This is a genomic window from Pseudomonas yangonensis (assembly GCF_009932725.1).
GTDB classification, from domain to species: Bacteria; Pseudomonadota; Gammaproteobacteria; order Pseudomonadales; family Pseudomonadaceae; genus Aquipseudomonas; species Aquipseudomonas yangonensis.
Genome location: NZ_BLJU01000007.1, coordinates 199,653 through 222,340, shown reverse-complemented (window position 1 = coordinate 222,340; position 22,688 = coordinate 199,653). Strand labels below are relative to the sequence as shown.

The window sequence follows — 22,688 nt, the reverse complement described above, 5'->3', positions numbered from 1 at the left end:
CGCCACTCGAGCCACCGATGAACCCCGAAGCGCTGAAACTCCTGGTGACCCGCCGCATGCCCTACGGCAAGTACAAGGACCGGCTGATCGCCGATCTGCCGGGCCACTACCTAAACTGGTTCGCCCGCACAGGGTTTCCCAAGGGCGAGCTGGGCCAACTGCTCGCGCTGATGCAGGAGATCGACCACAACGGACTCAAGCCGCTGCTCGAGCCGTTGCGCGACCATTCGTAGCCCGGATGCAATCCGGGGACAATTCCCGATCTCTCCCGGATTCATCCGGGCTACGTCTGGGTTGTCGTCAATGCCAGTTGCGGCCGTGATCCAGCTTCTGATCCACCAGCCATTTGCCATGGGCGATGGACGCATGCTGGGCCTTGTGCAGGTCATCCATGAAGGCGTAATCCACCGGCAGAGTCTGACGTTTGCTGGTGTTGCCGTCGGGATCGGTGATCTGGCATCCGCCGGCCCAGGGCGTGGGCAGGCCGGGATGTTCCATGACACTGGCGCGGATGACGTGATCGCGGTGGGTGCAGGTAAGCGCGCTCATGAGGCCACCTCGTGGATCAAGGCGCCGCCCTCGGCGTCGACGCTACACCGAGGTTCCAGCCGGGAGCCGGTAGCGGCGCCGCGTGGATGAGTGGTGCGTCTGTTCCCTCTACGATAGTCCAGATGTCGCGGCTGCGAGCGTTGCCCGACAAACGCGCAGGGCCGGCAACGGCCGGCCCTGCGTCTGCTGCTGATGAGCCCCTACTCGGCAGCCTCACTCACCTTGTCGAGGTTTCTCGGCTTCGGCGCGAAGCGCGCCGCCAGGCGCATCGAGACGGTCACCAGGCGCTGATACAGCGCCGGCATGCTGCGCTGCATCCAGTCCAGGGCATGGGCATCGGCACCGATCAGAATGCGCCGTTTGTTGGCCAGCACTCCGTTTACGATGACCTTGGCCGCCTGTTCCGGCGTGGTGCGCAGCAACTGGTCGTTGAACTGCTGGCGCGCCTGTTCCGCCTCCTGGCCGGTGACCTTGGCCAGGCTGTCGTTCATCCGCGCCGTCTTGGCGATGTTGGTCCTGATGCCGCCCGGATGCACGCAACTGGCGGAAACCTCGCAATCGGCCATGTCCAACTCCTGGCGCAGCGATTCGGTAAAACCGCGCACGGCGAACTTGCTGGCGTTGTAGGCGCTCATGCCCGGCTGGGAGAACAGGCCGAACACGCTGGAGACGTTGACCACGTGACCCTGGCCGGCCGCCTTGAGGTAGGGCAGGAAGGCCTTGGTGCCGTTGACCACGCCCCAGAAGTTGATGTTCATGATCCATTCGTAGTCGGCATGGTCGTTGCCCTCCACGGTGCCGCCCTGAGCCACGCCGGCATTGTTGAAGATGGCGTTGACCCGGCCGAACTCGCTGACGACCTGCTCGGCCCATGCCTCGACGGCAGCGCGGTCGGCGACGTCGACGCGTTGTCCGCTGACGGTGACGCCGAGCTTGCGGGCCTGCTCGACGGTTTCTTGGAGGCCTTCGACATTGACGTCGGACAGCGCCAGGTGGCAGCCCTGGCGCGCCAGGTGATAGGCGAGGGCGCGGCCGATACCGGAGCCGGCGCCGGTGATGGCGGCTACCTTGTTCTCGAAGGATTTCATGCGCTGACCTCCTGCGCGGCGAGGGTGATGGCATTGCTCTGCGCCGGATGGGCGGCGTGCTTACGGCTGAAGTGGTAGGCATGCGGATCGAAGTTGCGCGTCAGCATGCGAAAGCGCCAGGTGAAGCCCGGCCACACCGTGCAGTTGCGCCCGCTGACCGGGTGCAGATACCAGCTCATGCAGCCGCCGGCGTTCCATACGGTGCTGCCGAGGGTGCCCTGGATCTTGCGGTTGAAGGCGTCCTGCGCCTCGCGCTTGGGTTCCAGGCTCTGCAGCCGGCCTTCTTCTAGCTGCCTGAGGGCGCCGAGCACATAGGTGATCTGCGACTCGATCATGTAGACCATGGAGTTGTGGCCAAGGCCGGTGTTCGGCCCCATGAGGAAGAACAGGTTGGGGAAGCCCGCGGTCATGGTGCCCTTGTAGGCTTCCGGGCCTTCGGGCCAGGTGTCGAGCAGATCGACGCCGCCGCGGCCGAACACCGTGCCGCGCGGCAGCGGGTCGCTGGGGGTGAAGCCGGTGCCGAAGATGATGGCATCCACCTCGCGCTCCTGGCCGTCGGCGGTGCGTACGGCATTGGGCAGGATTTCGGCGATACCGTCGGTGATGACCTCGACGTTGGCCTGGGTCAGCGCCGGATAGTAGTCATTGGAGATCAGCACCCGCTTGCAGCCCATGGTGTAGTCCGGGGTGACCTTGGCGCGCAGCACCGGGTCCTTGATCTGCTTCTTGATGTACAGCTTGGCGATGCCCTGAGCCATGCGCAGCAGGCGTGGGGCGAAGGCGAAGGCGATCACCCGGCTTTCGAGGATGCCGTACAGGGCGCCGCGCCAGAGCTTCTGCACCAGCGGAAAGCGCTTGAAGCGCTGGCGTTCGCCATCGGCAATGGCGCGATCGGGCTTGGGCATGATCCACGGCGCAGTGCGCTGGTAGAGATCGAGCCGCGCCACCTGCTTCTGAATCTGCGGCACGAACTGGATGGCCGAGGCGCCGGTGCCGATCACCGCCACGCGTTTGCCGCTCAGGTCATAGTCGTGATTCCACTGCTGCGAGTGGAACACCTCGCCGGTGAAGTGCTCCAGGCCCTTAAGCCTGGGGATCGAGGGTGTGGACAGGGCGCCCATACCGGAGACCACGAACTGCGCGCTGTACTGGTTACCGGCGCGATCCTGCAGGTGCCACAGCTCGGCGTGCTCGTCCCAGCGGATCTGTACCACTTCGGTGCCCAGCAGGGTCTTGTCCTGCAAGCGGTACTTTTCCCAGCAGCCTTCCAGGTAGGCCTTGATTTCCGGCTGCCTTGCGAACATCCGCGTCCAGTTCGGGTTGGGCTCGAAGGAAAAGGAGTACAGGTGCGATTGCACGTCGCAGCCGCAACCCGGGTAGTTGTTCACCCGCCAGGTGCCGCCGACGCCGGCTTCCTTTTCGAACAGCAGGAAGTCCTGCTCGCCCTGTTGTTTGAGGCGGATGGCCATGCCGAGGCCGGAGAAGCCGCTGCCGAGGATGGCGATCTTGCAATGGCGGGCAGCGGTAGGGGGTGACACGGGCGCATTCATGGCCGGGCTCCTGCTTGTCGTTCTTGTTGGTGTCTACATCTGTATACCAAGGTAGACATGTGTATACTTCGCGGCAAGCCATCGAATCGACAAACCAACTTTAGGTAGGGGTAAGGATGCACAACGACGATGCGCAGTTACGCGACAGGGCCAGCGAAGCGCCTGGCAAGCGCCTGCTGATGGAGGCGGCGTTACGTCTCACATCGACCAGCCGCAGCCTCAGCAGCCTGGGCCTGCGCGAGCTGGCGCGCGAGGCGGGGCTCAACCCCAACACCTTCTACCGTCACTTTCGCGATGTCGACGACCTCGGCCTGACCGTGATCGGCGAGATCACCCGGCTGCTGCGCCAACCGCTGCGCGATCTGCGCCGCGAGGCAGCGCAGCGTGCGGTCAAGGATGAGGGGCCGCTGCTGCCCAAACTACTGGGTATCGATCTCGGGCGCGGGCGGCGGGTGTGTCACGAGACGGTGCAGCTGTTCTTCGACTTCGTCGCCGAGCATCCGGAGGCGTTCATCATCGGGGTGCGTGAGCTGCATGGCGCGTCGTCCGTGTTGCGCGAGGCCCTGCGCCAGGTGATGGACGACTTCGCCGATGACATGGCCGAGGACATCATCGAGTTCAAGCTGCTACCGGATACCGTCAGCGCGGCGGCGGTGCGCCAGGTTTCGGGGCTGATCAGTCGCAGCCTGTTCGAGCAGTCGCTGGACTACATCGGTCAGCCGCAGCGGCGCGAGGCGATCTGTGCGCTGGCCGAGGAGCAGATCGTCATGCTGTTCACCGGTGCCAGCGTGTTGCAGGGCATGGGGCAGCTGCGCCTGGGCTGAAGGATGTTTGGCGATGCTGATGAGGGGAGGCGGAGCGCAGGAACGGAACTATCCGCGAGTTTTCGCGGCTGAAGCCGCTCCTACGGTCTGAGGTTGGCGCGATCTGGGCAGGTGCGCACTCGAACGAAAAAGGGCGGCCCGGGCCGCCCTTGGAATATCAGTTGCTGAAGCCGAGTCGCTCGCGCCAGCGATTCTCCAGCTTCTCGGTGTCGTGATCCTTGGGATGGAAGCCGGGGCGGTAGTAGTCCAGGTAGGGGCCGATCAGCTTGGTGAAGAAGCCGTTGCGCGGGCCGAACAGTTTCTTCAAACCGAAGCCCCAACTGCGCCAGTTGAACAGCTGACCGTCCTTGCGCAGCAGGTGAATCTGGAACCAGCCGATCACGCCGAGGAACATCACGGTGGTCAGCAGCATCACCAGCGTACGGGTGAAGTAACCGCCGTAGACCTTCTGGTACACGTCATAGCATACCGCCTTGTGCTCGTTCTCCTCGATGGCGTGCCACATCCACAGCTGGTACAGCTTCGGATCGTTCATCTGCGTGGTGAGGTCTTCCCGCTTGAGCAGTTGCTCGGCCATGGTCGCGGTGAAGTGCTCCAGCGCGCAGGTGGCGGCCAGGCGCTGTTTCTTGGTGCTGAAGCGGGTCGTCCATTCGAGCAGTACCTTGATGCGCAGTTCCAGGCGCTCCAGGTCGATATTGTGCTCATTGGCATAGTCGTTATAGGCCGCATGCTCCTTGGAGTGCATGGCCTCCTGGCCGATGAAGGCGCTGATGTCCTTCTTCAGTTGCGGCTCGCTGACCTGGTCGCGCACCGCCCGCACGCTGTCGACGAAGAATTTTTCGCCATAAGGGAACAGCGACGACAGGTTGTTCATGAAGTGGCTCATGAAAGGATCGTCGAAGAACCAGTATTTCGGCGTTTCGGCGAAGCTGAAGTCCATGCGACGAACCGGAAAGCTGGATTTCGGCTGGGGCAGGGTAGCGCTTGCATTCATCGTTCGAGTCCTCTTCTGGGAGTCGGTGCTCCCGATTGTTGTACGGCTCTGAGTGACAACATCGGGAGTTGCAGGTGGCAACAGACCAACTGTGTCAGTGAACGATGTAACTATCGGATGTGGCGACGCCGGGCGCCGCCAACTTAAGGCGGGTGTGTCGAAGGATCAGTTGAATCGAAACGGCGGCGCGGGCCGCCATTTCCACCGGGAAGGGGTCAGGGCGCGTTGCGCCGCAGCGCTGCCACTTCGCTGCGCAGCGCGCGCAGTTCGTCGAGGATCGCCTGCTCGCGGGCAGCCGCCGCCAGCTCTTCGGCGCTGGGCTCATGAGTGCTCTGCATGGCGTTGACGATCACGGCGATGAACAGGTTGAGCATCATGAAGGTGGCGATGAGGATGTAGGGCACGAAGAACATCCAGGCCAGCGGATGCTGCTCCATCACCGGGCGAACGATGCCCATCGACCAGCTTTCCAGGGTCATCACCTGGAACAGCGTATAGAGGCTGGCACCGATGCTGCCGAACCACTCCGGAAAGCTCTGGCCGAACAGCTGGGTGGCCATCACGGCCGCCACATAGAACACCAGCCCCATCAGCATGACGATGCTGCCCATGCCCGGCAGCGAGGCGAGCAGCGCCTGTACCACCTTGCGCATGCTCGGGTTGATCGATACCAGGCGCAGTACCCGTAGCACGCGCAGGGCGCGCAGCACGGCGAAGGGGCCGCTGGCCGGTACCAGGGCGATGCCCACCACCAGACAGTCGAATACCGCCCAGGGATCGCGCAGCAAACCGATGCCGCGTGCGGTGAAGCGCAGCGCCAGCTCGATGACGAAGCAGGCGAGGATCAGGCTGTCGAGGATCAGCAGCGCCTTGCCCCAGTCGGCCATGATCGATGGCGAGGTCTGCAGGCCGAGAATGGCGGCGTTGATGATGATCAGCAGGGTGATCAGGCGCTGGACGGACGTGCCGTCCATGACGGCGCCCAGGCGCTCGCGCCAGTTGCTGGATGGATTCAGTTCGAGTTCGTGCATGGGAATCTGGCTGTGACGGTAGTGATGTCGGACAGTATCCGGCTGGCGCAGGGGCGCGCCTTCGACTGTCCGTTTGGCGGGCGTGATTGCTCAGCGATCGTCGAGTGCGAAAGCCGTCAGAGTAAAGGTGGGAATGCCCGCGTCCTGTAGCTTCTGCGAGCCACCGAGCTCGGGCAGGTCGATGATTGCAGCAGCCTCGAAGACACTGGCACGCATGCGTCGCACCAGGTTGGCCGCGGCAATCAGGGTGCCGCCGGTGGCGATCAGGTCATCGAAAATCAGTACCGAATCGCCTTCGCAGAGGCTGTCCGTATGGACTTCAAGAAAGGCTTCGCCGTATTCGGTCTGATAGGCCTCGCTGAGTACGTCCGCCGGCAGTTTGCCCTGCTTGCGAAATAGCACCAGCGGCTTGTTCAGTTCGTAGGCGATGATCGAGCCGATCAGGAAGCCGCGGGCATCCATGGCACCGATATGGCTGAACTCGGCCTCAACGTAACGCTGGATGAAACTGTCGGCGACCATGCGCAGGGCACGCGGCGACTGGAATAGCGGGGTGATATCGCGGAAGACCACGCCCGGCTTGGGAAAATCCGGTACCGGGCGGATCAGGGTCTTGATGCTGAATTCGTCAAAGATCATCGTGGGGTCCTAATGCGTTGAGCCCGCGAACACCGTGCGAACTCAAACGTCGAGATTACCACCGGCCAGGGCGCACAGCTCGATCGGATCGAGAATGTGCACTTCCTTGCCTTCGGCTTCGAGCAGCTTGTTCTGCTGGAAGCGGGTAAATACGCGAGACACCGTCTCTACCGCAAGGCCCAAATAGTTACCAATTTCGTTGCGCGACATGGCCAGGCGGAACTGATTGGCCGAGAACCCGCGGGCGCGGAAGCGCGCCGAGAGGTTGACCAGGAAGGTGGCGATGCGCTCATCGGCGGTCTTCTTCGACAGCAACAGCATCATCTGTTGGTCGTCGCGGATTTCGCGGCTCATGATGCGCATTAATTGACGGCGCAGCTGGGGCAGCTGCAGGGCCAGGTCGTCGAGGCGCTCGAAAGGGATTTCGCAAACCGAGGTGGTCTCCAGGGCTTGCGCGGAAACCGGGTAGCGTTCGCCGTCGACACCGGACAGGCCAACCAACTCGCTGGGCAGGTGGAAACCGGTGATCTGCTCCTCGCCGCCATCGCTCAGGCTGAAGGTCTTCAGCGCACCGGAGCGCACGGCGAACACGGAGCCGAAGGCATCGCCCTGGCGGAACAGGAACTCGCCCTTTTTCAGCGGGCGGCCGCGTTTGACGATCTCGTCGAGCGCGTCCATGTCCTCCATGTTCAGGGAGATGGGCAGGCACAAGGCAGCCAGGCTGCAATCCTTGCAATGGGCTTGGTGCTGCGAACGCAGCTTGATGCTCTCGGACATCGTTGGGCTTCCCGGTATACACGCAATGACTGTAAGGGTACCGCAGGGTTTACCTGGCGGCCAGCCATATCCCGGTCTGACCGAATGCTCAAGTTTAGCGCTTCTATGCCGAAGCAGACTGTAGAACCACAGTCCAATGCAGGAAGCAGCGCGATGCGTATCCCGTCCAGCGGCCCGCTGAGCAATCTCGCACAGAGCGTTCAGCGACAATTCACCGCAGTCGAACCCAGCCCGGAAGAAGTGCGCGAAGGCCTGCGCGTGAGTCTTTCCGAATTGGGCAAGAGCATGTCGGTCAAGCCCGACAAGAACGAGGATATCGACAAAAGCGAGCTGCCTCAGGCGATCAAGGATCTGCTCAAGATGATTCGCGAGTTGCGCGCACAGATCGCCGAGAAGCAGGCGCAGATCGATGCGATCATGAGTGATCAGAGCCTCGATGCGGAGGCCAAGCGCCAGCAGATCGAGGGGCTGCAGAGCGAGCTCGCTTCGCTCAACAGCGCGCTGACGACGGCCAACGCCAACCTGATCAAACTGATGCGTGAGAACGGCCTTTCCAGCGAGCAGATGCAGGCTGCCACGGCGCTGGCCATGAGTTGAGACAGCGCCCCGTGATGGCGTGCAGGCCGTCACGGGGCGGACCTGTTCAGATCACCCGCGAGAAGCGCTGGCGTACCTGATCGTTGAGATAGCGGTCGAACAGCATGCACAGGGAACGCACCAGCAGGCGCCCGGCCGGGCGTACCTCGATCCTGCTCGCACTCAGTTCGATCAGACCATCGCGGTGAAGCTGCTCCAGTTCCGGCCAGAGCGCCGCGAAGTATTCATGGAATACCACTCCATAGGCCTGTTCGATGCCGGCGAAATGCAGTTCGAAATGGCAGATCAGCTGCTGGATCACGGCGCGGCGCAGACGGTCGTCTGCGTTGCAGTGCAGGCCCCGGCGGGTCGCCAGCTGGCCGTTGCCCAGGGTCTGCTGATAAACGTTGATGTCACTGTCGTTCTGGCTGTACAGGTCGCCGATCTGACTGATGGCCGACACGCCCAGGCCGATCAGGTCGCAATGGCCATGAGTGGTGTAGCCCTGGAAGTTGCGTTGCAGGGTACCTTCTTCCTGAGCGATGGCCAGCTCGTCATCGGGCAGGGCGAAGTGGTCCATGCCGATGTAGCGGTAGCCGGCGCGGGTCAGTTGGTCGATGCTGTTCTGCAGCATGATCAACTTGTCCGCCGGGCTGGGCAGGTCATCGGAGCTGATGCGCCGCTGCGGCATGAAACGTTCGGGCAGGTGGGCGTAGTTGAACAGCGACAGGCGATCCGGCTGCAGGGCGATGACTTCGGCAACGGTGCGGGCGAAACGCTCGGGTGTCTGCTTGGGCAGGCCATAGATCAGGTCGATGTTCACCGAGCGGAACTGCAGGGTACGCGACGCCTCGACGATGGCGCGGGTTTCCTCCAGGGTTTGCAGTCGATTGACCGCTCGCTGTACCTCGGGGTCGAGATCCTGCACGCCAAGGCTGACGCGGTTGAAGCCCAGCTCGCGCAGCAGGCCCATGGTCGACCAGTCGGCTTCGCGCGGGTCGATCTCGATGCTGTAGTCGCCGGAGTCGTCATCCAGCAAATTGAAGTGCTGGCGCAGGTGCTGCATCAGGCGGCGCAGCTCATCGTGGCTGAGAAAGGTCGGTGTGCCGCCACCGAAGTGCAGCTGTTCGATCGGCTGGCTCTTGTCGATGTGGCGACTGACGATCTCGATTTCCCGCTCGAGCTTTTCCAGATAGGGCAGGGCGCGACCGCGATCCTTGGTGATCACCTTGTTGCAGGCGCAGTAGTAGCAGATGTGCGCGCAGAACGGGATGTGCACATACAGCGACAGCGGGCGCCCGGCTTTGCGGCTGTCGCGTAGCGCATGCAGAAGGTCGAAGGGGCCGATGGAGTCGTGAAACTGTACGGCGGTCGGGTAAGAGGTGTAGCGCGGGCCGGCGAGATCGTAGCGGCGGATCAGGTCGGCATCCCACTGGATGGCGTCTTGCATGGGAAATAATCCTGGACAGGCTGTGTGGCAAGTCTAGGGATGATGGCGAGCAGCGACCTTGACCTGTATCAAGGGCGTGTGGGGGCTGGGTGCGGTGGTGTAGCTGCCAGCTGCGTCGCCCGGATGCAATCCGGGGGCACCTCGCTTCGGTATTGCGTCCGCGATACCTGTCAGTGCCCCATCAGCCAATGTTGATGAGGGCCGGGGAGCGTCCAGATACCGAACAGGATGACCAGCAGGCCGCCGGCCACGCGCACGCCCCGTTTGCGCAGCAATGCGGTGATGCGCTCTGCAGCCAGCCCGGTGGCCAGCAGGACCGGCCAGGTACCCAGGCCGAAGGCCAGCATCAGCAGGGCGCTGTCCACTGCATTACCCTGGCTGGAGGCCCATAGCAGCGTGCTGTACACCAGGCCACACGGCAACCAGCCCCATAGCCCGCCCAGCACCATTGCCTTGGGAACGCTCGTGACTGGCATAAAACGCCGCGTCAGCGGTTGTATATGCCGCCACAGGCCACGGCCAAGCGCTTCTATGCGCGTCAGGCCGCTCCACCAGCCAGCCAGATACAGGCCCATGGCGATCAGCAGCAGTGCCGCCAGGGTGCGCATGACCACCTCGGCCTTGCTGCCGGCAACGGCCCAGCCGGCCAAACCCAGAAGCAGGCCGGCCAGGCTGTAACTGAGAATGCGTCCGAGGTTGTAGGCCAGCAGCAGTTGCAGGCGTCTGCTACGTTGCTCCGGCGGAATCGCCAGGGTCAGTGCGCCCATCAGGCCGCCGCACATGCCCAGGCAATGACCGCCGCCGAGCAAGCCCAGAATCAGCGCCGACACCAGCAGCGGCGCCAGTTCAAGCATCGGGCTTGTCCTGCTTGTTATGGTCCTCGGCCTGCTCGATGCCGGCCTTGTGCAACGGATCTTCGTCGTCGAACAGAATGCTGTGTGCCGGTCCGTCGAGATCGTCGTACTGGCCGCTGTCCACCGCCCAGAAGAACAGCCAGATGGCGAAACCGACCAGGCCGATGGCGACGGGAATGAGGATATAGAGGGCGGACATGCGGTCTCCATGGAGGCGTCTGGGTAGGAGCGAGCGTCGCGAGCGAAGAAGCGGTTCGCTCGCGACGCTCGCTCCTACATGTTCGGGCTACGCTTGCTAGCGGCTTATCGGCTCAGGCGCAGCGCGTTGAGCACCACCAGCAGCGAACTGAGCGACATACCCACGGCTGCCCAGATTGGGGTGATCCAGCCCAGGGCGGCAAAAGGCAGTACCAGGCCATTGTACAGCGTCGCCCAGATCAGGTTTTCGATGATGATACGCCGTGTGCGCCTGGCCAGTATCAGGCCGTCGACCAGGCTGCCCAGGCGGTTGGACAGCAGTACCGCGTCGGCACTGGTTTTCGCCAGATCGGACGCCGAACCCATGGCCACGCTGATATCGGCAGCGGCCAGCACCGGAACATCGTTGACGCCATCGCCGAGCATCAGCACGCGCCGGCCTTCGCCATGCAATTGCTTGAGTACTGCCAGTTTCGCATCCGGAGTCAGGCCACCGCGGGCGTCCTCGATACCGAGCTGGCGAGCGACTTCGGCGACCATCGGCGAGCTGTCGCCGGAAAGCAGGTGAATGCGCCAGCCTCGGGCACGGGCGGCGGCGATCAGGTCGGGGGCATCCTCACGCAGGCGGTCGTCGAGGACGAACCAGGCCAGCGGTCCCTGTTCATCGCCCAGCAGCAGCCACTGGCCGCGCTCGCTGGCAATCGGAGGCACGGTCTGGCCGCTCAGGGCGCAGACGAAGCTGGCTTCGCCGATGCGTAGCAGGCGTCCGTCGACGCTGCCCTGCAGGCCCTGGCCCGGATGGCTGTCGACGGCTTGCGCGGCGCGCGGCGCCTGGCTGAAAGCGCGGGCAATGGGGTGTTCCGAGCGGTTCTCCAGCGCGGCGGCCAGCGCCAGGCAGTCGCCTTCGTCAAGGTCGCGCAGTGGGTGGATAGCCTTGAGAGTCAGCCGACCTTCGGTCAGGGTGCCGGTCTTGTCCAGCACCAGGGTGTCGATCTGGTTGAGACCTTCCAGGACATGGCCGCGGGTCAGCAGCATGCCCAGCTTGTGCAGGCTGCCGGTCGCAGTGGTCAGTGCGGTCGGCGTGGCCAGGGCGAGGGCACAGGGGCAGGTGGCCACCAGCAGGGCGAGCACAACCCAGAAGGCGCGGCTGGAGTCGATTTCCCACCAGGCGAAGCCGACCACGGCGGCGGATACCAGGATGAACAGCAGGAACCACTGCGAGACGCGGTCGGCAATTTCCGCCAGGCGCGGTTTCTCGCTTTGCGCTCGTTCGAGCAGGCGCACGATGGCGGACAGGCGAGTGGCATCGCCCAGTGCCTGCACCTCGACGGTCAGCGGACCTTCGACATTCAGCGTGCCGGCGGTGACGCTGTCGCCGATGCCGCGCGCCTGGGGCAGGTATTCCCCGGTGAGCAGCGATTCGTCGACGCTGGACTGGCCGGCGAGGATGCGGCCGTCGGCCGGGATCAGCGAGCCGGGCTGCACCAGCACCTGCTGGCCGACGCGTAATTCGCTGAGCAGAATACGCTGGCTCTGGCCATCAGCCTCCAGACGCAGGCAGGAGGCCGGTAACAACTGCACCAGTTGCGCGGTCGCCGCTGCAGTGCGCTCGCGGGCGCGTCGCTCCAGGTAGCGCCCGGCGAGCAGGAACAGGGCGAACATGCCCACGGCGTCGAAATACAGCTCGCCCTGGCCGGTGATGGTCGACCAGATGCCGGCCACGTAGGCGCCGCCGATGGCCAGCGAGACCGATACGTCCATGGTCAGGTGGCGGGTGCGCAGGTCGCGCAGGGCGCCGCGGAAGAACTGGCCGCAGCAGTAAAAGACGATGGGGGTGGTGAGGAACAGGCTGGTCCAGCGCAGAATCTTGTCCAGTTCTGGCGTCAGGTCGATGTTGAATTCCGGCCAGGTGGCCATGGTCGCCATCATCACCTGCATCCACAACAGACCGGCAACACCGAGTTCACGCATGCGCCGGCGGTTCTCCGCGGCCAGGCGCTCGGCGGCTTCGTCGGCGCGCCAGGGGTGGGCGGCATAACCGATGCGGCGCAGTTCGGCGAGCAGTTTGCTTAAGGGAATCTGGCTGTCTTGCCAGCGCACCTGCAGGCGGTGGTTGGACAGGTTCAGGTGTGCCTCGGCCACCCCCGGTACACCACGCAGATGTTTTTCGATCAGCCAGCCGCAGGCGGCGCAACTGATGCCCTCGATCAGCAGCTGGGTTTCGCTCAGCTCGCCCTCGTGCTGGACGAAGGGCCGTTGTACATCGCTGCGGTCGTATAGTGCCAGTTCGTCCGGCAGCGCCTGGGGCAGGGCCTGCGGGTTGGCGGAGTTTTCGCTGCGATGGCTGTAGTAATGCTCCAGCCCTCCGGCGACGATGGCTTCGGCGACGGCCTGGCAGCCGGGGCAGCACATCTGGCGAATCTGGCCGAGAACCTCGGCGCGGAAATGGCTGCCGGCAGGCACCGGCAGGCCACAGTGGTAGCAGGGAGTAGGGGCGGGCATTGGCTGGTTCAGTAGGAAGGATTGTCACCGATCAGGATGGTCTGGCCATCGGTGATGTTCTCTTCCTCGAACAGGCGCCAGTTCTGGCTGCCTTCCTGGCCAAGCAGTTCGACGAAACGACGACCACTGACCTGATCGACCATCTGGCCACGGTACTGACCGTCAGCGGCTGGCTGCAGGATCACGCGGCGGTCGCGCTCCGGCTGGGTCGGCGAAATCAGATTGAGGACGATCTGCTGGGGTTTGCTGTTGCCTTGCAGCGACAGGGTAGCGACGCCGGTGGCGTTGTCCAGCACCAGTTCGCCCTGCAGTTGCAGGCGCTCGGCCAGTTTCTCGCGCTCCAGCGACTGGTTGATGCCCTTGCCGACGTCATAGTAGTCATCGGAAATCAGCCCCGGTGGGTTCTTGGTAGCCACGGTGAGCAGGGTAAGGCCCTGCACCACCGAGTAACTGAGCATGGCGATGATGAACCAGGGCCAGAATTGCTTGTACCAGGGCTTTACCGGCGAGGATGCTTGTTCGGTCATGTTCTTTCCGTTGTCAGCGGACGCTGGGGCCAATGAAGCGGCTGTCGGCGTCGGTCTTGATACTGGGGTCATCCGCGGATTGTACGTGGAAGACGATGTTGTTGGCGCTCGAGGGCAGTTTCTCCGGCGCGATGGAAAGCTCGACAGGGAAGGAGTACACCTCACCGGCCAGCGTCCGCACTTCGCTCTTGCCTTCGTAAACCAGGCCGTCGAGACCGTCGGCGGTGATCACGTACGTCATGTCGCGCTGCGACTTGTTCATGATCTTCAGGGTGTAGACGTTCTCGATGTGACCGCGCTCGTTTTCGCGGAACAGCACGCGGTCCTTCAGCACGTCCAGCCCCACCAGCGGGCGATGGGCCACGGCCCAGGCAAACAGGCCGATCATGGCTACCAGCGCCACAGCGTACCCGATCAGGCGCGGGCGCAGCAGGTGGGTCTTCTGGCCAGACAGGTTGTGTTCAGTGGTGTAGCTGATCAGCCCCTTGGGATAGTTCATCTTGTCCATGATGTCGTCACAGGCGTCGATGCACGCCGCGCAACCAATGCACTCGACCTGCAGGCCGTCGCGGATGTCGATACCGGTGGGGCAGACCTGCACGCACATCTTGCAGTCGATGCAGTCACCCAGGCCTTGTGCCTTGTAGTCGGCGTCCTTCTTGCGCGGGCCACGTTTCTCGCCGCGGCGTGGGTCGTAGGAGACGATCAGGGTGTCCTGGTCGAACATCACGCTCTGGAACCGTGCGTAGGGGCACATGTAGATGCACACCTGCTCGCGCAGGTAGCCGGCGTTGCCATAGGTGGCGAGGGTGAAAAAGCCGATCCAGAAGTAGGCCCAGCCACTGGCTTCACCGGTGAAGATCTCCACCACCAGGTCGCGAATCGGCGTGAAGTAGCCGACGAAGGTGACGGCGGTGAGCAGCGACACGCCCACCCAGATGCCATGCTTGGCCAGCTTGCGCGCGAATTTATTGCCACTCATGGGCTGTTTATCGAGCTTCATGCGCTGGTTGCGGTCGCCCTCGGTAACCTTCTCCGCCCACATGAATACCCAGGTGAATACGCTTTGCGGGCAGGTGTAGCCGCACCAGACGCGGCCGGCGAACACCGTGATGAAGAACAAACCGAAGGCGCAGATGATCAGCAGCCAGGACAGCAGCATGAAGTCCTGTGGCCAGTAGGTGGCGCCGAAAATGTTGAACTTGCGCTCTGGCAGGTTCCACCAGACGGCCTGGCGACCTTCCCAGTTCAGCCAGACGGTACCGAAGAAGAGAATGAACAGCAGAGCGCCGCCAACGCGGCGAAGGTTGCGGTAAAGACCGGTGAACGCGCGGGTGTAGATCTTCTCGCGGCTGGCGTATAGATCGACGCTGGCATTCTTGGCAGGGGAAGGGGGGGTGACGTCCTGGACGGGAATCTGTTCGCTCATCAATGCATACCAAAGCGGTTGGTTGGCAGCCCGGGCCGATGCGTGCCGGCTTAGGTCAGTTCACGGTAGCTATATGGTACGCCTGAAAGACAACGCCCGGGTGCGACCAGCGGTCGCGTTCCGGGCGTTCATTGACCCTTGTCAAAAGAGTCGTTCTGCTATTACTGCTCTTGTGCCTTGTGCGACAGGCTGTAAACGTAGGCAGCCAGCAGGTGCACCTTGTCGTTGCCGAGGAATTCTTCCTGGGCAGGCATGTTGCCGTGACGACCGTAGCGGATGGTCTGCTGCAGCTGAGCGTAGCTGCTGCCGTAGATGAACGCTGCCGGGTTGGTCAGGTTCGGGGCGCCCATGGCCGGGGTGCCTTTGCCGTCAGCGCCGTGGCAGGCGAAGCAGGTACCGGCGAAGACCTTCTGGCCCGCTTCGATATCGGCTTCCACGCCTTCCGGCAGTTCACGGCCACCCAGTTGGGTCAGCACGTAGGCGGCGACGTTGCGTACACCGTCTTCGCCGATGGCCGGGCCTTGAGCAGGCATGGCGCCCTGGCGACCCTTGAGGATGGTGGTCTTGATGGTTTCCGGCTCGCCGCCCCAACGCCATTCGGTGTCGGTCAGGTTGGGGAAGCCGTAGCTGCCCTTGGCATCGGAACCGTGGCAAACCGAGCAGTTGGAGGCGAACAGGCGGCCACCCATTTTCAGGGCTTGCTCGTCCTTGGCGACTTCCTCGATCGGCATGGCGGCGTACTTGGCGAACAGCGGGCCGTATTGCTCATCGGCGCGTGCCATTTCCTTTTCCCACTGGTGCACACCGGTCCAGCCGGAGTGACGCATGGAGCCGTCAGCGATCTGTACGCCCTCAGCGAAAGGCGTCTGCTTTTCGTTGTCGACATAGTCGTAGCCCGGCAGCAGGCCCTTGAAGTTGCCCAGGCCCGGGTACAGGGCGAGGTAGCCGAGGGCGAAGACGATGGTGGCGACGAACAGCATGAACCACCACTTCGGCAGCGGATTGTCATACTCCTCGATGCCATCGAAGCTGTGGCCGACGGTTTCTTCGGTGGTTTCCTGGCGCTGACCCTTGCGAGTGCCGAAGATCAGCCAGGTCAGGGCGAAAATGGTGCCCAGAGACAGAATGGTTACGTACCAACTCCAGAACGTGGTCATTGGTTATTGCTCCTGGAAGAGTCCTGATCGCGCTTGGACTCGGGCTTGGGGTCGTCAGCGAAGGGCAGGTTGGCAGCTTCGTCGAAGCTCGATTTGCGCTTGCTGCTGTAAGCCCAGAGCACCACGCCGATGAAGGCGATGAATACCACCGCCGTGCCGATGCCGCGAATCATCCCGATGTCCATAGCGTCTTACCGTTTGTTCTTGATGGAAGTGCCGAGAACCTGCAGGTACGCGATCAGCGCGTCCATTTCGGTATTGCCTTTCACGGCATCGCGCGCACCGGCGATATCTTCGTCGGTGTAGGGGATGCCGAAGCCACGCATGACTTCCATCTTCTTGGCGGTGTCGCGACCGTCGAGCTTGTTCTCCACCAGCCATGGGTAGGCAGGCATCTTCGACTCAGGCACGACGTTGCGCGGGTTGTACAGGTGGGCGCGATGCCACTCGTCCGAGTAGCGACCGCCGACACGGGCCAGGTCCGGGCCGGTACGCTTGGAGCCCCACAGGAAGGGGTGATCCCAGACGCTTTCGCCGGCTACGGAGTAATGACCGTAACGCTCGGTCTCGGCACGGAACGGGCGGATCATCTGCGAGTGGCAGCCGACGCAGCCCTCGCGGATGTAGATGTCGCGACCTTCCAGTTGCATGGCGGTGTAGGGCTTGAGGCCTTCGACCGGCTCGTTGGTGACGTCCTGGAAAAACAGCGGGACGATCTGGGTCAGGCCACCGATGCTGACGGCAATCACCATCAGCAGCGCCATCAGGCCGATATTCTTCTCGATGATTTCGTGTTTCATCAGTGAGCTACTCCGGCGGGAATCTGCGCAGCCGCTTCGTATTCAGCCGGCTTGGCGGCACGCACGGTGCGGTAGGTGTTGTAGGCCATCAGCAGCATGCCGGCGACGAAGAAGGCGCCGCCGATCATGCGCACGACATAACCTGCATGGCTGGCTTCCAGCGCTTCGACGAAGGAGTAGGTGAGGGTGCCGTCTTCGTTGACTGCGCGCCACATCAGACCCTGGGTGATGCCGTTTACCCACATCGAGGCGATGTACAGCACGGTACCGATGGTAGCCAGCCAGAAGTGGGTATTGATCAGGCCGATGCTGTGCATCTGCTCGCGGCCGAACACCTTGGGAATCAGGTGATACAGCGAGCCGATGGAGATCATCGCTACCCAGCCCAGCGCCCCGGCGTGCACGTGGCCGATGGTCCAGTCGGTGTAGTGGGACAGGGCGTTGACGGTCTTGATGGCCATCATCGGGCCTTCGAAGGTGCTCATGCCGTAGAACGCCAGGGACACGACCAGGAAACGCAGGATCGGGTCGGTGCGCAGCTTATGCCAGGCGCCGGACAGGCTCATCATGCCGTTGATCATGCCGCCCCAGCTCGGAGCCAGCAGGATGACCGACATGGCCATGCCCAGGGACTGCGCCCAGTCAGGCAGCGCGGTGTAGTGCAGGTGGTGCGGACCGGCCCAGATGTACAGGGTGATCAGCGCCCAGAAGTGCACGATGGACAGGCGATAGGAGTAAATCGGACGTTCGGCCTGCTTGGGTACGAAGTAGTACATCATGCCCAGGAAGCCGGTGGTCAGGAAGAAGCCCACGGCGTTGTGGCCGTACCACCACTGGATCATCGCATCGGTCGCGCCGGCGTAGGCCGAGTACGACTTGAACAGGCTTACCGGCATGGCGGCGCTGTTGACGATGTGCAGCATCGCGGTAACCAGGATGAATGCACCGAAGAACCAGTTGCCCACATAGATGTGCTTGGTCTTGCGTTTGACGATGGTGCCGAAGAACACCACCAGATAGGTGATCCAGACCAGACCCAGGAGGATGTCGACCGGCCACTCGAGCTCGGCGTATTCCTTGGAGCTGGTATAGCCCATCGGCAGGGTGATCACCGCGAGAACGATGACCGCTTGCCAACCCCAGAAGGTGAAGGCAGCCAGACCGTCGGAGATCAGGCGCGTCTGACAGGTACGCTGGACCACGTAATACGAGGTCGCGAACAGTGCGCATCCGCCAAAGGCGAAGATCACCGCGTTGGTGTGCAGCGGGCGCAGACGGCCGAAGCTGGTCCACGGCAGGTTTAGGTTGAGTTCCGGCCACACGAGTTGTGCGGCGATGAACACGCCTAGACCCATCCCAATGACCCCCCAGATCACCGTCATAATGGCGAACTGGCGGACCACCTTATAGTTATAAGCAGTCTGACTGATTGCTGTGCTCATGCTAGGGGTTCCACGGTTAATGGAGTTTTATGGGGCAAAAATCGGCGGCAAGTATGGAGAAAGCAGGTAGCCATTGCAACGCAACATGCCGACACGTACAGGGTTTTAGAGGGTTTCGCGAGCCTTGCAAAAAGGGCCCCGAAAACGCTCTGCCAGCCTTTGGCGCAATCAGTTTGCGCAGCGCTAAGAAAGGATCGCCTTGGAGTTGTGACAGATGGCGACTGAAACGCAGCTTAGCCCAAATCAAGTAAATCGTCGGGCTATTGGTCGGCAGGTGCGACACTGGGTCGCATACATATAAGGAGGGGCCGGCGACCGTGATCCGGTCGCCGGTACAGCAGGAGAGGTTACTTGCTTTCGCCCTGGCTCAGCTTGAGCACGTAGGCGGCCAGCAGGTGAGCCTTGTCGTTACCGAGGAAGTCACCCTGGGCTGGCATGTTGCCGCTGCGACCATAACGGATGGTCTGTTGCAGTTGGGCGAAGCTGCTGCCGTAGATGAAGGCGCTCGGCTGGGTCAGATCAGGCGCACCCATAGCCGGAGTGCCCTTGCCGTTGGCTCCGTGGCAGGCGAAGCAGGTGCTGGCGAAGATCTGCTGGCCGGCGGCGATGTCCGCGTCGGTACCCTCCGGCAGCTCGCGGTCAGCGAGTTCGGTGAGAACGTAGGCTGCAACGTTACGTACGCCATCTTCGCCGATCATCGGGCCTTGCGCCGGCATCACGCCGGTACGACCGTGCATGATGGTGGTCTTGATGGTTTCCGGCTCGCCGCCCCAGCGCCAGCTGCTGTCCGCCAGGTTGGGGAAGCCATAGCTGCCCTTGGCATCGGAGCCGTGGCAGACCGAGCAGTTGGAGGCGAACAGGCGGCCACCCATTTTCAGCGCGCGCTCGTCCTTGGCCACTTCTTCGATCGGCATGGCCGCGTACTTGGCGAAGATCGGGCCGTACAGCTCATCGGCACGGTCCATTTCACGCTGCCACTGATTGACCTGGGTCCAGCCGTCCTCATAGCCCGGCAGCAGTCCCTTGAAGTTGCCCAGGCCCGGATACAGCAGCAGGTAGCCAACGGAAAACACCAGGGTACCGAGGAACAGCATGAACCACCACTTCGGCAGTGGATTGTCGTACTCCTCGATACCATCGAAGGCGTGGCCCATGGTCTGTTCGGTCGGGTTCTTGTGCACTTCGCTCTTGCGGGTGGCGAAGATCAGCCAGAACAGCGCGATCAGCGAGCCGACGGTCAGCAGGGTGATGTACCAGCTCCAGAAGGTGGTCATGCTTGGGTCCTCGAAACGGCGGGCTTGGGCTCATCAGCGAAAGGCAGGTTGGCCGCTTCGGTGAAGGCGTCGCGGCGTTTGCCGCTGTAGGCCCAGAGGGTGACGGCGGTGAAGGCGATCAGGACCAGCGCGGTACCAATGCCGCGCACGATGCCGATATCGATAAGCTCGAACATGGCGCTCACCTCTTGTTCTTCACAGCGGTGCCGAGCACCTGCAGGTAGGCGACCAAGGCGTCCATTTCGCTCTTGCCCCTGACCGCGTCACTGGCGCCGGCGATGTCATCGTCGCTGTAGGGCACGCCAAGCATGCGCAGCGCGCTCATCTTCTTGGCGGTGTCCTTGCCGTCGAGGGTGTCTTCGACCAGCCAGGGATAGGCGGGCATGATCGACTCGGGCACGACGTTGCGCGGGTTGTACAGGTGGGCGCGATGCCACTCGTCCGAGTAACGACCGCCGACACGGGCCAGGTCAGGACCGGTACGCTTGGAGCCCCACAGGAAGGGGTGATCCCAGACGCTTTCGCCGGCTACGGAGTAGTGGCCGTAACGCTCGGTCTCGGCGCGGAACGGGCGGATCATCTGCGAGTGGCAGCCGACGCAGCCCTCGCGGATGTAGATGTCGCGACCTTCCAGTTGCAGCGCGGTGTAGGGCTTGAGGCCATCGACCGGCTCGTTGGTGACGTCCTGGAAAAACAGCGGGACGATCTGGGTCAGGCCGCCGATGCTGACCGCGAGGATCATCACCAGGGCCATCAGGCCGATATTCTTCTCGAGAATCTCGTGTTTCATCAGTGGGCTCCTTCTACCGAGAACTGCGCAGCGGCTTCCATCTCGGTCGATTTGGCGCTACGTACGGTCAGCCAGACGTTCCAGGCCATCAGCAGCATGCCGGCGAAGAAGATCGCGCCGCCGATCACCCGCACCACGAAGCCGACATGGCTGGCTTCCAGCGCTTCGACGAAGGAGTAGGTGAGGGTGCCGTCTTCGTTGACTGCGCGCCACATCAGGCCCTGGGTGATGCCGTTGACCCACATCGAGGCGATGTACAGCACGGTGCCGATGGTGGCCAGCCAGAAGTGTCCATTGATCAGGCCGATGCTGTGCATCTGCTCGCGGCCGAACACCTTGGGAATCAGGTGATACAGCGAGCCGATCGACACCATGGCAACCCAGCCCAGCGCCCCGGCGTGCACGTGGCCGATGGTCCAGTCGGTGTAGTGGGACAGGGCGTTGACGGTCTTGATGGCCATCATCGGGCCTTCGAAGGTGGACATGCCGTAGAAGGCCAGCGACACGACCAGGAAACGCAGGATCGGGTCGGTGCGCAGTTTGTGCCAGGCGCCGGAGAGCGTCATCATGCCGTTGATCATGCCGCCCCAGCTCGGAGCCAGAAGGATCAGCGACATCACCATGCCGAGGCTCTGGGCCCAGTCAGGCAGCGCGGTGTAATGCAGGTGGTGCGGGCCGGCCCAGATGTATACCGCGATCAGCGCCCAGAAGTGGACGATGGACAGGCGATAGGAATAAACCGGGCGACCGGCCTGCTTGGGCACGAAGTAGTACATCATGCCCAGAAAGCCCGCGGTGAGGAAAAAGCCTACGGCGTTGTGGCCGTACCACCATTGAACCATTGCATCGGTGGCGCCGGCATACAGCGAGTAGGACTTGGTCAGGGTGACCGGGATTTCCAGGTTATTGACCACATGCAGGATGGCCACGGTGAGTATGAACCCCCCGAAGAACCAGTTGCCCACGTAAATGTGGCTGACCTTGCGCTGCATCACCGTGCCGAAGAAGACGATGGCGTAGCAGACCCAGACGATGGTGATCAGGATGTCGATCGGCCATTCCAGTTCGGCGTATTCCTTGGAGCTGGTCCAGCCCAGGGGCAGGGTGATGGCTGCGAGCAGAATCACCAGTTGCCAACCCCAGAAGGTGAAGGCAGCCAGCTTGGGCGCGAACAGCGTGGTCTGGCTGGTGCGTTGCACCGCGTAGTAGCTGGTGGCGAACAGAGCGCAGCCACCGAAGGCGAAGATCACTGCATTGGTATGCAGGGGACGCAGACGGCCGAAGCTTGTCCACGGTAGGTTCAAGTTAAGTTCGGGCCAGGCCAGCTGGGCAGCGATGAATACGCCGAGTCCCATGCCGACGATGCCCCAAACCACCGTCATAATGGCGAATTGGCGAACCACCCTGTAGTTGTAGGCGGAACGGGTTGTTGTGTTCATGTCTGGGCTTCCATCCACGGTTATGGCAGAGCGGCCGATAACCGTGATGGACGCAGGCATGAGCAGGCCACGAACACCACGGTTATCGACGCGAGGCAAGCATGAGCAAAGGGCCATCTGGGTTTATTGACGCCGGTCAATGTGAGCAGGGGCTACCCTGGTTGTGGGACGAACCGCCGCAGGCGGCGTCGAGCACGCTGATCCTTGCGCACGGCGCGGGCGCACCGATGGACAGCGCGTTCATGCAGTACATTGCGCAGGGCCTTGCCACACGCGGCGTGCGGGTGGTGCGCTTCGAGTTCGCCTACATGGCGCAGCGGCGGGTGGATGGGCGTAAACGGCCGCCCAATCCGCAGGCGCAGCTGCTGCAGCAATGGCGTGATGTACATGCCCAGGTGCGCCAACAGGTCGCAGGGCCTGTGGCCATCGGCGGCAAGTCCATGGGCGGGCGTATGGCCAGCCTGCTGGCTGACGAACTGGGCGCCTCAGCGCTGATTTGTCTGGGCTATCCCTTCTATGCGGCCGGCAAGCCGGAAAAACCGCGGGTCGCACATCTGGCCGAGCTGCGCACGCCGACGTTGATCGTTCAGGGGGAGCGCGATGCGCTGGGTAATCGCGAGGCTGTCGCAGGATACAACCTGTCACCGGCCATCGAACTGCACTGGCTGCAGGCTGCCGATCATGATCTCAAGCCGCTGAAGGCTTCGGGTTTTACTCATCAACAGCACCTGGATTGCACGGTGCAGGTCATTGCCCAGCGGCTTGCCAGCATCGGGTGAAAGGAGGGGAACGCCTGTT

At 62.8% G+C, this 22,688-nt stretch carries 25 protein-coding genes; 4 read left to right on the top strand and 21 right to left on the bottom strand.

What is annotated here, in order from left to right:
* Positions 1-17: 17 nt before the first annotated feature.
* Positions 18-233 (top strand): DUF3820 family protein, encoded by a 216-nt coding sequence (locus tag GYB81_RS12455; protein WP_161865368.1) that lies wholly within the window; start codon positions 18-20, stop codon positions 231-233.
* A gap of 67 nt (positions 234-300) precedes the next feature.
* On the opposite strand, the gene GYB81_RS12450 is transcribed toward GYB81_RS12455, so the two are convergent.
* The 3 genes from GYB81_RS12450 to GYB81_RS12440 all read right to left on the bottom strand — a co-directional run bounded on the left by GYB81_RS12450 (position 301) and on the right by GYB81_RS12440 (position 3,187).
* Positions 301-549, bottom strand: a complete 249-nt coding sequence (locus GYB81_RS12450; protein ID WP_003243836.1) for a hypothetical protein — start codon at positions 547-549, stop codon at positions 301-303.
* Between the two features lie 200 nt (positions 550-749).
* A complete protein-coding gene (locus GYB81_RS12445) occupies positions 750-1,637 on the bottom strand; it encodes an SDR family NAD(P)-dependent oxidoreductase (RefSeq protein WP_161865369.1) in 888 nt (295 codons plus the stop codon).
* Positions 1,634-3,187 carry a flavin-containing monooxygenase gene (locus GYB81_RS12440; RefSeq protein WP_161865370.1) on the bottom strand — a complete coding sequence of 518 codons (1,554 nt, stop codon included), beginning with the start codon at positions 3,185-3,187 and terminating at the stop codon, positions 1,634-1,636. The genes GYB81_RS12445 and GYB81_RS12440 overlap by 4 nt, the downstream gene beginning before the upstream one ends.
* 116 nt (positions 3,188-3,303) lie before the next feature.
* On the opposite strand from GYB81_RS12440, the gene GYB81_RS12435 reads away from it, so the two are divergent.
* Positions 3,304-4,011, top strand: a complete 708-nt coding sequence (locus GYB81_RS12435) for a TetR family transcriptional regulator (RefSeq protein WP_161865371.1) — start codon at positions 3,304-3,306, stop codon at positions 4,009-4,011.
* 157 nt (positions 4,012-4,168) lie between these two features.
* On the opposite strand, the gene GYB81_RS12430 is transcribed toward GYB81_RS12435, so the two are convergent.
* The 4 genes from GYB81_RS12430 to fnr all read right to left on the bottom strand — a co-directional run bounded on the left by GYB81_RS12430 (position 4,169) and on the right by fnr (position 7,452).
* Positions 4,169-5,005 (bottom strand): metal-dependent hydrolase, encoded by an 837-nt coding sequence (locus tag GYB81_RS12430; RefSeq protein WP_024307952.1) that lies wholly within the window; start codon positions 5,003-5,005, stop codon positions 4,169-4,171.
* Between the two features lie 215 nt (positions 5,006-5,220).
* Positions 5,221-6,036 (bottom strand): ion transporter, encoded by an 816-nt coding sequence (locus GYB81_RS12425; protein ID WP_161865372.1) that lies wholly within the window; start codon positions 6,034-6,036, stop codon positions 5,221-5,223.
* A 90-nt stretch (positions 6,037-6,126) separates the two neighbouring features.
* Positions 6,127-6,675, bottom strand: a complete 549-nt coding sequence (locus tag GYB81_RS12420) for an adenine phosphoribosyltransferase (RefSeq protein ID WP_161865373.1) — start codon at positions 6,673-6,675, stop codon at positions 6,127-6,129.
* A gap of 42 nt (positions 6,676-6,717) precedes the next feature.
* Complete coding sequence (fnr, locus tag GYB81_RS12415; RefSeq protein WP_161865374.1) at positions 6,718-7,452, bottom strand: fumarate/nitrate reduction transcriptional regulator Fnr; 735 nt, start codon at positions 7,450-7,452, stop codon at positions 6,718-6,720.
* A 153-nt stretch (positions 7,453-7,605) separates the two neighbouring features.
* Here fnr and GYB81_RS12410 point away from each other — a divergent pair, with 153 nt between their 5' ends.
* A complete protein-coding gene (locus GYB81_RS12410; RefSeq protein WP_161865375.1) occupies positions 7,606-8,049 on the top strand; it encodes a hypothetical protein in 444 nt (147 codons plus the stop codon).
* Between the two features lie 46 nt (positions 8,050-8,095).
* On the opposite strand, the gene hemN is transcribed toward GYB81_RS12410, so the two are convergent.
* The 14 genes from hemN to ccoN (GYB81_RS12340) form a co-directional block, all read right to left on the bottom strand.
* Complete coding sequence (hemN, locus tag GYB81_RS12405; protein WP_161865376.1) at positions 8,096-9,478, bottom strand: oxygen-independent coproporphyrinogen III oxidase; 1,383 nt, start codon at positions 9,476-9,478, stop codon at positions 8,096-8,098.
* A gap of 170 nt (positions 9,479-9,648) precedes the next feature.
* Positions 9,649-10,332 carry a sulfite exporter TauE/SafE family protein gene (locus GYB81_RS12400; RefSeq protein WP_161865377.1) on the bottom strand — a complete coding sequence of 228 codons (684 nt, stop codon included), beginning with the start codon at positions 10,330-10,332 and terminating at the stop codon, positions 9,649-9,651.
* A complete protein-coding gene (gene ccoS / locus GYB81_RS12395) occupies positions 10,325-10,531 on the bottom strand; it encodes a cbb3-type cytochrome oxidase assembly protein CcoS (RefSeq protein WP_161865378.1) in 207 nt (68 codons plus the stop codon). The genes GYB81_RS12400 and ccoS overlap by 8 nt, the downstream gene beginning before the upstream one ends.
* Positions 10,532-10,635: 104 nt before the next feature.
* The gene (locus GYB81_RS12390; RefSeq protein WP_161865379.1) at positions 10,636-13,032 is read right to left on the bottom strand and encodes a heavy metal translocating P-type ATPase; all 2,397 of its coding nucleotides are present in this window, start codon (positions 13,030-13,032) and stop codon (positions 10,636-10,638) included.
* Positions 13,033-13,040: 8 nt separating this feature from the next.
* On the bottom strand, positions 13,041-13,559 hold the full coding sequence (locus GYB81_RS12385; protein WP_161865380.1) for a FixH family protein: 519 nt from the start codon (positions 13,557-13,559) through the stop codon (positions 13,041-13,043).
* Positions 13,560-13,572: 13 nt separating this feature from the next.
* Positions 13,573-14,988 (bottom strand): cytochrome c oxidase accessory protein CcoG, encoded by a 1,416-nt coding sequence (gene ccoG, locus GYB81_RS12380; protein ID WP_161865381.1) that lies wholly within the window; start codon positions 14,986-14,988, stop codon positions 13,573-13,575.
* Between the two features lie 161 nt (positions 14,989-15,149).
* The gene (gene ccoP, locus GYB81_RS12375) at positions 15,150-16,145 is read right to left on the bottom strand and encodes a cytochrome-c oxidase, cbb3-type subunit III (protein WP_161865382.1); all 996 of its coding nucleotides are present in this window, start codon (positions 16,143-16,145) and stop codon (positions 15,150-15,152) included.
* On the bottom strand, positions 16,142-16,330 hold the full coding sequence (locus tag GYB81_RS12370; RefSeq protein WP_017677205.1) for a CcoQ/FixQ family Cbb3-type cytochrome c oxidase assembly chaperone: 189 nt from the start codon (positions 16,328-16,330) through the stop codon (positions 16,142-16,144). Before GYB81_RS12370 ends, ccoP (GYB81_RS12375) begins: the two co-directional genes overlap by 4 nt.
* 6 nt (positions 16,331-16,336) lie before the next feature.
* Positions 16,337-16,945, bottom strand: coding sequence for a cytochrome-c oxidase, cbb3-type subunit II (gene ccoO, locus GYB81_RS12365; RefSeq protein ID WP_017677204.1), 609 nt, complete (start codon positions 16,943-16,945; stop codon positions 16,337-16,339).
* Positions 16,945-18,387, bottom strand: coding sequence for a cytochrome-c oxidase, cbb3-type subunit I (gene ccoN, locus GYB81_RS12360; protein ID WP_161865383.1), 1,443 nt, complete (start codon positions 18,385-18,387; stop codon positions 16,945-16,947). Before ccoN (GYB81_RS12360) ends, ccoO (GYB81_RS12365) begins: the two co-directional genes overlap by 1 nt.
* Before the next feature lie 347 nt (positions 18,388-18,734).
* Positions 18,735-19,661, bottom strand: coding sequence for a cytochrome-c oxidase, cbb3-type subunit III (ccoP, locus tag GYB81_RS12355; RefSeq protein WP_161865384.1), 927 nt, complete (start codon positions 19,659-19,661; stop codon positions 18,735-18,737).
* Positions 19,658-19,837, bottom strand: coding sequence for a cbb3-type cytochrome oxidase subunit 3 (locus tag GYB81_RS12350; protein ID WP_161865385.1), 180 nt, complete (start codon positions 19,835-19,837; stop codon positions 19,658-19,660). Before GYB81_RS12350 ends, ccoP (GYB81_RS12355) begins: the two co-directional genes overlap by 4 nt.
* Before the next feature lie 5 nt (positions 19,838-19,842).
* Positions 19,843-20,451, bottom strand: a complete 609-nt coding sequence (ccoO, locus tag GYB81_RS12345) for a cytochrome-c oxidase, cbb3-type subunit II (protein ID WP_161865386.1) — start codon at positions 20,449-20,451, stop codon at positions 19,843-19,845.
* The gene (ccoN, locus tag GYB81_RS12340) at positions 20,451-21,890 is read right to left on the bottom strand and encodes a cytochrome-c oxidase, cbb3-type subunit I (protein WP_161865387.1); all 1,440 of its coding nucleotides are present in this window, start codon (positions 21,888-21,890) and stop codon (positions 20,451-20,453) included. Before ccoN (GYB81_RS12340) ends, ccoO (GYB81_RS12345) begins: the two co-directional genes overlap by 1 nt.
* Before the next feature lie 101 nt (positions 21,891-21,991).
* On the opposite strand from ccoN (GYB81_RS12340), the gene GYB81_RS12335 reads away from it, so the two are divergent.
* Positions 21,992-22,669 (top strand): alpha/beta family hydrolase, encoded by a 678-nt coding sequence (locus tag GYB81_RS12335; RefSeq protein ID WP_161865388.1) that lies wholly within the window; start codon positions 21,992-21,994, stop codon positions 22,667-22,669.
* Positions 22,670-22,688: the final 19 nt, after the last annotated feature.

Coding starts and splice junctions, on each gene's coding strand:
- GYB81_RS12455 (WP_161865368.1), top strand. CDS start 18: ATGAACCCCGAAGCGCTGAAACTCCTGGTGACCCGCCGCATGCCCTAC.
- GYB81_RS12450 (WP_003243836.1), bottom strand. CDS start 549: ATGAGCGCGCTTACCTGCACCCACCGCGATCACGTCATCCGCGCCAGT.
- GYB81_RS12445 (WP_161865369.1), bottom strand. CDS start 1,637: ATGAAATCCTTCGAGAACAAGGTAGCCGCCATCACCGGCGCCGGCTCC.
- GYB81_RS12440 (WP_161865370.1), bottom strand. CDS start 3,187: ATGAATGCGCCCGTGTCACCCCCTACCGCTGCCCGCCATTGCAAGATC.
- GYB81_RS12435 (WP_161865371.1), top strand. CDS start 3,304: ATGCACAACGACGATGCGCAGTTACGCGACAGGGCCAGCGAAGCGCCT.
- GYB81_RS12430 (WP_024307952.1), bottom strand. CDS start 5,005: ATGAATGCAAGCGCTACCCTGCCCCAGCCGAAATCCAGCTTTCCGGTT.
- GYB81_RS12425 (WP_161865372.1), bottom strand. CDS start 6,036: ATGCACGAACTCGAACTGAATCCATCCAGCAACTGGCGCGAGCGCCTG.
- GYB81_RS12420 (WP_161865373.1), bottom strand. CDS start 6,675: ATGATCTTTGACGAATTCAGCATCAAGACCCTGATCCGCCCGGTACCG.
- fnr (WP_161865374.1), bottom strand. CDS start 7,452: ATGTCCGAGAGCATCAAGCTGCGTTCGCAGCACCAAGCCCATTGCAAG.
- GYB81_RS12410 (WP_161865375.1), top strand. CDS start 7,606: ATGCGTATCCCGTCCAGCGGCCCGCTGAGCAATCTCGCACAGAGCGTT.
- hemN (WP_161865376.1), bottom strand. CDS start 9,478: ATGCAAGACGCCATCCAGTGGGATGCCGACCTGATCCGCCGCTACGAT.
- GYB81_RS12400 (WP_161865377.1), bottom strand. CDS start 10,332: ATGCTTGAACTGGCGCCGCTGCTGGTGTCGGCGCTGATTCTGGGCTTG.
- ccoS (WP_161865378.1), bottom strand. CDS start 10,531: ATGTCCGCCCTCTATATCCTCATTCCCGTCGCCATCGGCCTGGTCGGT.
- GYB81_RS12390 (WP_161865379.1), bottom strand. CDS start 13,032: ATGCCCGCCCCTACTCCCTGCTACCACTGTGGCCTGCCGGTGCCTGCC.
- GYB81_RS12385 (WP_161865380.1), bottom strand. CDS start 13,559: ATGACCGAACAAGCATCCTCGCCGGTAAAGCCCTGGTACAAGCAATTC.
- ccoG (WP_161865381.1), bottom strand. CDS start 14,988: ATGAGCGAACAGATTCCCGTCCAGGACGTCACCCCCCCTTCCCCTGCC.
- ccoP (WP_161865382.1), bottom strand. CDS start 16,145: ATGACCACGTTCTGGAGTTGGTACGTAACCATTCTGTCTCTGGGCACC.
- GYB81_RS12370 (WP_017677205.1), bottom strand. CDS start 16,330: ATGGACATCGGGATGATTCGCGGCATCGGCACGGCGGTGGTATTCATC.
- ccoO (WP_017677204.1), bottom strand. CDS start 16,945: ATGAAACACGAAATCATCGAGAAGAATATCGGCCTGATGGCGCTGCTG.
- ccoN (WP_161865383.1), bottom strand. CDS start 18,387: ATGAGCACAGCAATCAGTCAGACTGCTTATAACTATAAGGTGGTCCGC.
- ccoP (WP_161865384.1), bottom strand. CDS start 19,661: ATGACCACCTTCTGGAGCTGGTACATCACCCTGCTGACCGTCGGCTCG.
- GYB81_RS12350 (WP_161865385.1), bottom strand. CDS start 19,837: ATGTTCGAGCTTATCGATATCGGCATCGTGCGCGGCATTGGTACCGCG.
- ccoO (WP_161865386.1), bottom strand. CDS start 20,451: ATGAAACACGAGATTCTCGAGAAGAATATCGGCCTGATGGCCCTGGTG.
- ccoN (WP_161865387.1), bottom strand. CDS start 21,890: ATGAACACAACAACCCGTTCCGCCTACAACTACAGGGTGGTTCGCCAA.
- GYB81_RS12335 (WP_161865388.1), top strand. CDS start 21,992: ATGAGCAAAGGGCCATCTGGGTTTATTGACGCCGGTCAATGTGAGCAG.